Here is a 5,467-nt window from a genome sequence, read left to right on the forward strand (position 1 = left end):
GGAACTGGCGGTTCCGGAGGACGGGCACTCCACCTGCGGATTGGCCGCATTCATCGCCTCGGAGGATCCTAAGTCGACGAACGTCCGCGGCGGCTCCACTCCCCCGCCCAGGCCCGACTCCACCAGCCGGGCCGCGGCGGCGAGCCGGGCGGCGGCCTCCTCGGCGACCGGGCCGCTGACGGTGAACGGCAGCCGGATGTACCCCTCGAAGGCGCCGTCGACGCCGAAGCGGGGGCCCGAGGGGACGCGGACGCCGACCCGCTCGCCCGCCTCGGCCAGCCGCGAGCCGGAGAGCCCGCCGGTGCGCACCCAGAGCGTCAGGCCGCCCCCGGGCACCTCGAACTCCCACTCCGGCAGCTCCTTGCGGACCGCCGCGACCAGCGCGTCCCGGTTCTCGCGGGCCTGGGCCCGGCGCAGGCCGACCGCCTCCTCCCAGCCGCCGGTGCGCATCAGCCAGTTGACGCCGAGCTGTTCCAGGACGGGCGTGCCCAGGTCGGCGTAGGCGCGGGCGGCGACGAGGGAGCGGATGACGTCGGGCGCGGCGCGGACCCAGCCGATCCGCATCCCGGCCCAGAACGCCTTGCTGGCCGAACCGACGGTGAGGACCGTGGAGCCGGCCGGGTCGAAGGCGCAGACCGGCCGGGGCATCTCCACGTCGTCGTCGAGGTGGAGCTCGGTCATGGTCTCGTCGACGACGAGGACCGTGCCGGCCGCGCGGGCCGCCTCCACGAGCCGCCGCCGCTGGTCCTCGTCGGCGAGGGCGCCGGTCGGGTTGTGGAAGTCGGCGACGACGTACGCGAGGCGGGGCGCGGCGTCGCGCAGCACCTGGCGCCAGCGGCCGAGGTCCCAGCTACCCAGCCCCTCGGACATGGCGACCGGGACCAGCCGGGCGCCGGCCTCCCGCATGAGCTGGAGGATGTTGGCGTACGAGGGGGACTCGACGGCGATCCGCTCGCCGCGCCCGGCGAAGAGGTGGCAGATGGCGTCGATGGCGCCCATGGCGCCGGTGGTGACCATGATCTGCTCGGGCATGGTGGGGATGCCGCGGGCGGTGTAGCGCTCGGCGAGCATGGCGCGCAGCGCGGGCAGGCCGGCCGGATAGTCGCCGTGGGTGTGCGCGTACGGCGGCAGCTCCTCCAGGGCGCCCTGGACGCTGCGGGTCAGCCAGGGCTCGGGGGCCGGGAGGGCGGCGCAGCCGAGGTCGATGAGGGAGCCGAGGGCCTCCGGCGGCAGCGGTTCGAGGCCGCGCGCGGGCAGCGGGTTCCCGGCGGGGACGGCGGTCCAGCTGCCGGCGCCGCGCCGGGACTCCAGGAAGCCCTCGGTGCGCAGCGCCTCGTAGGCGGCGGCCACGGTGGTGCGGCTGACGGTGAGGGCGAGGGCGAGTTCCCGCTCGGCGGGGAGCCGGGCGGCGACCGGCACCCGGCCCTCCAGGACGAGCAGGCGGATGCCGTCGGCGAGGGCGCGGTAGGCGGGCGGTTTCCGCGTGCCGGGGCCCGCCGGGCGGGGCTGCTGCGCCTGGAGCTGCCGGGCGAGCTGGGCGGCCCCGACGGCCGAGGTCCACTGAGCCATGGAAATCAGTCCACCTTCCTCGAATTGGCCATGGTTGGCTTCGGTTCTCCCGCCACAGAGTGTCATGGGTCGGTCCACCACCACCACACGGGACCGCGTCCCACAGCCATCACCTCGGCTCCACGGCCGTCACCACCCAAGGGGGCTCCTCCATGTCCATCGCCTCCGGCCCGCGCGGCCGGCACCTGACCCGGCGGCTCGTCCAGCTCTACGCGGGCCTGACCCTGTACGGGGTCAGCTCGGCCCTGCTGGTCCGGGCGGGGCTCGGCATGGAGCCGTGGAACGTGCTCCACCAGGGCCTGGCCGAGCGGACGGGGCTGACGATCGGGGTGGTGTCGATCGTCGTCGGCGCGCTGGTCCTGCTGCTGTGGATCCCGATCCGGCAGCGGCCGGGCCTGGGCACGGTGTCGAACGTGTTCGTGATCGGCCTGGCGATGGACGGCACCCTGGCGCTGCTCCCCGACGGCCACGGCCTGCCCGTCCGGATCGCCCTGCTGGTCCTGGGCATCGTGCTGAACGGCGTGGCGACCGGCCTGTACATCGCGGCCCGGTTCGGTCCCGGCCCGCGGGACGGCCTGATGACCGGGCTGCACCGGGTGACCGGCTGGTCGATCCGGCTGGCCCGGACCCTGATCGAGGTCACGGTGGTCACCACCGGCTTCCTGCTCGGCGGCTCCGTCGGCGTGGGCACGCTCCTCTACGCCCTGTCGATCGGCCCGCTCGCCCAGTTCTTCCTCCGCTTCTTCGCCGTCCCCGAGCCGGACGCCGCCACCGGACCGGACGCCACCGCCTCCCCCGGACCGGCCGCCTCCCCCGGCCCGGCCGCCGCCTCCGCGCCGGACGCCCCCGACGCCGCCTCCGCCTCCCCCGGCACCGCCTCCGCCGCGTCGGGCGCCGTCGACGCCGCCGTCGCCGGGGAGTCACCGGAAGGCGCCATACTGCGGCGGTGACTCGCGTACGCCACCCCTATCTCGACCACCCGCTGCCGCTGCCCTTCGCCCACCGCGGCGGCACGGCGGACGGCCTGGAGAACACCGCGGCCGCCTTCCGCCGGGCCGCCGCGGCGGGCTACCGCTATTTCGAGACCGATGTGCACACCACCGCCGACGGGGTGCTCGTCGCCTTCCACGACGCGACCCTGGACCGGGTGACGGACGCCTCGGGGCGGATCCGGGACCTGCCGTGGGCGGCGGTGCGGGAGGCCCGGGTGGCCGGCAAGGAGCCGCTGCCGCTCTTCGAGGACCTGCTCCAGGAGTTCCCCGAGGCCCGCTGGAACGTGGACCTGAAGACCGAGTCGGCGCTCGCCCCGCTGGTGGACCTGATCTCCCGGACCGACGCCTGGGACCGGGTCCTGGTCAGCTCCTTCACCGAGGCCCGGGTGGCGCGGGCCCAGCGGCTCGCCGGCCCCCGGCTGGCCACCTCGTACGGCGTGACCGGGGTCGCCGCCCTCCGGATGCGCTCGCTGGGGCTCCCGGCCCCGCTGCGGGCGGGCGCGGTGGCGGCGCAGGTCCCGGAGGCGCAGGGCGGGATCCGTGTGGTGGACCGCCGGTTCGTCCGGGCGGCCCACGCGCGCGGGCTCCAGGTGCACGTGTGGACCGTGAACGATCCGGAGCGCATGGACTCTCTCCTCGACCTGGGGGTCGATGGCATCATGACCGATCATCTGGAGACGCTGCGCGAGGTCCTCACCGCCCGCGGGGCATGGGCCTGAGGCCCGACGGGGCGTCCCGGGGACGGGGACGAACGAGGGGGGCGAGCGGCCGTGACCGCCGAGACGACCGGTCCTGAGGGACCCACCACCGATCCGGCCGCGCGCGGACGGGAGCAGCGCGGCTGGTACTTCTACGACTTCGCCTGCTCGGTCTACTCGACCAGCGTCGTGACCGTGTTCCTGGGGCCGTACCTCAAGTCGGTGGCCGAGAACGCGGCGGGCGAGGACGGGCTGGTGCGCCCGCTCGGCATCCCGGTGGCGCCGGGGTCGCTCTTCCCGTACGCGATCTCCGTCTCGCTCGTGGTGGCCATCGTCGCGATGCCCCTGGTGAGCGCGGCGGCGGACCGCCGGGGCCGGAAGAAGCCGCTGCTCGCGGCGGCGGCGTACATCGGGGCGGGCGCGACGACCGGCATGTTCTTCCTGGAGGGCACCCGGTACCTCCTGGGGGCCTTCCTGCTGATCGTGGCGAACGCGTCCTTCGCGGTGGCGATGATGCTCTACAACGCCTATCTGCCGCAGATCGCCGATCCGGACGAGCGGGACGAGGTCTCCTCGCGCGGCTGGGCCTTCGGCTACACCTCGGGCGCCCTGGTCCTGGTGCTCGACCTGGTCCTGTACTCGGCCCACGAGTCCTTCGGCCTCGAGGAGGGCGAGGCGGTGCGGATCTGCCTGGCCTCGGCGGGCCTGTGGTGGGGCGCGTTCGCGCTGATCCCGCTGCGCCGGCTGCGCGACCGGCGGCTGCCGCCCGGGACCGCCGGGGCGGACCGGCCCGCGGGCGAGGGGGCGGTCGGAGGCGGCTGGCGGCAGCTGCGGGCGACCGTCAGGGACATGCGCCGGCACCCGCTGACGCTGGCCTTCCTGCTCGCGTACCTGGTCTACAACGACGGGGTGCAGACGGTGATCTCGCAGGCGGCGATCTTCGGCGAGGAGGAGCTGGGCCTGGAGAAGACGACGCTCATCACGGCGGTGCTGCTGGTGCAGGTCCTGGCCGTGGCGGGCGCCCTCCTGATGGCCCGGTTCGCCCGGACGCACGGCGCCAAGCGGACGATCCTGGGCGCGCTGGCGGTGTGGACGGTCATCCTCGCGGCCGGGTACCTGCTGCCGCCCGGAGCGCCGGTCTTCTTCTACTGCCTGGCGGCGGCCATCGGCCTCGTGATGGGCGGCACCCAGGCGCTGTCCCGCTCGCTCTTCTCGCACCTGGTGCCGGAGGGCAAGGAGGCGGAGTACTTCTCGGCGTACGAGCTGAGCGACCGCGGACTGAGCTGGCTGGGTCCTTTGATGTTCGGGCTCGTGTATCAGCTGACGGACAGCTACCGAGCTGCCATCATCTCCCTCGTGATCTTCTTCGTGGCCGGTTTCGCCCTGCTCGCGCGGGTGCCCGTGCGGGACGCCGCACGGGAGGCGGGCAATGTCGTACCGGAACGAATTTAGACGCGGGAGTGAAAGGCCGGTAGTGTACGCGTTTGGCCTGCCAGGCGGACCGTTACTGCGTGCTGCTTTGGTGAAAACGTCGAGTCACATCTGGCGTCAGATGTGACAAAACGGGCACTGGTGGGTACAACAAGGGGCGGCACGACGGGCGACGCGTGACCCGGAACGGGAATCTTTATCGCCGACCGGACGTTGACCGGATGACGACGACAGCGACACCTGTCCTGTGGGCGACAAGCCCGGGAGGCACGATTCATGAGTGAGCGAGCTCTTCGCGGCACGCGCCTCGTGGTGACCAGCTACGAGACCGACCGCGGCATCGATCTGGCCCCGCGCCAGGCCGTGGAGTACGCATGCGAGAAGGGCCATCGTTTTGAGATGCCCTTCTCGGTCGAGGCGGAGATCCCGCCGGAGTGGGAATGCAAGGTCTGTGGAAGCCAGGCTCTCCTGGTGGACGGGGACGGACCGGAGGAGAAGAAGGGCAAGCCGGCGCGTACGCACTGGGACATGCTCATGGAGCGGCGTACCCGTGAGGAGCTGGAGGAGGTCCTCGCCGAGAGGCTGGCCGTCCTGCGCTCCGGCGCCATGAACATCGCGGTGCACCCGCGCGACAGCCGCAAGTCCGCCTGACGGACGGCACGGCAGAGCAACGCCGAGGGGCCCGGTACACGATCCGTGTACCGGGCCTCCGCCCCGACGGCGAGATCGTCTCGCGGACGGAGATGTTCACCCCGGACTACCTGGTCGAAGAGGTGC

Annotated in this window: 5 protein-coding genes; 4 read left to right on the top strand and 1 reads right to left on the bottom strand. The window is 73.4% G+C overall.

The genetic code is table 11. The features are described 5' to 3' along the window. A partial coding sequence (locus AB0E83_RS35000; RefSeq protein ID WP_362120794.1) for a PLP-dependent aminotransferase family protein occupies positions 1 to 1,569 on the bottom strand: 1,569 nt, incomplete at its 3' end. Positions 1,570 to 1,721: 152 nt separating this feature from the next. Here AB0E83_RS35000 and AB0E83_RS35005 point away from each other — a divergent pair. The 4 genes from AB0E83_RS35005 (at position 1,722) to AB0E83_RS35020 (ending at position 5,341) form a co-directional block, all read left to right on the top strand. Then, the gene (locus AB0E83_RS35005; RefSeq protein ID WP_362120796.1) at positions 1,722 to 2,519 is read left to right on the top strand and encodes a hypothetical protein; all 798 of its coding nucleotides are present in this window, start codon (positions 1,722 to 1,724) and stop codon (positions 2,517 to 2,519) included. Continuing rightward, entirely contained in the window at positions 2,516 to 3,280 is a 765-nt protein-coding gene (locus AB0E83_RS35010; protein WP_362120798.1) for a glycerophosphodiester phosphodiesterase, read from the top strand. Before AB0E83_RS35005 ends, AB0E83_RS35010 begins: the two co-directional genes overlap by 4 nt. A 51-nt stretch (positions 3,281 to 3,331) precedes the next feature. Continuing rightward, the gene (locus AB0E83_RS35015) at positions 3,332 to 4,711 is read left to right on the top strand and encodes an MFS transporter (RefSeq protein ID WP_362120800.1); all 1,380 of its coding nucleotides are present in this window, start codon (positions 3,332 to 3,334) and stop codon (positions 4,709 to 4,711) included. Between the two features lie 255 nt (positions 4,712 to 4,966). Further along, positions 4,967 to 5,341 carry an RNA polymerase-binding protein RbpA gene (locus AB0E83_RS35020; protein WP_026278069.1) on the top strand — a complete coding sequence of 125 codons (375 nt, stop codon included), beginning with the start codon at positions 4,967 to 4,969 and terminating at the stop codon, positions 5,339 to 5,341. The last annotated feature ends 126 nt before the right edge of the window (positions 5,342 to 5,467 follow it).

Origin of the sequence: Streptomyces sp. NPDC035033 (assembly GCF_040636735.1) — a bacterium.
Lineage (GTDB): Bacteria > Actinomycetota > Actinomycetes > Streptomycetales > Streptomycetaceae > Streptomyces.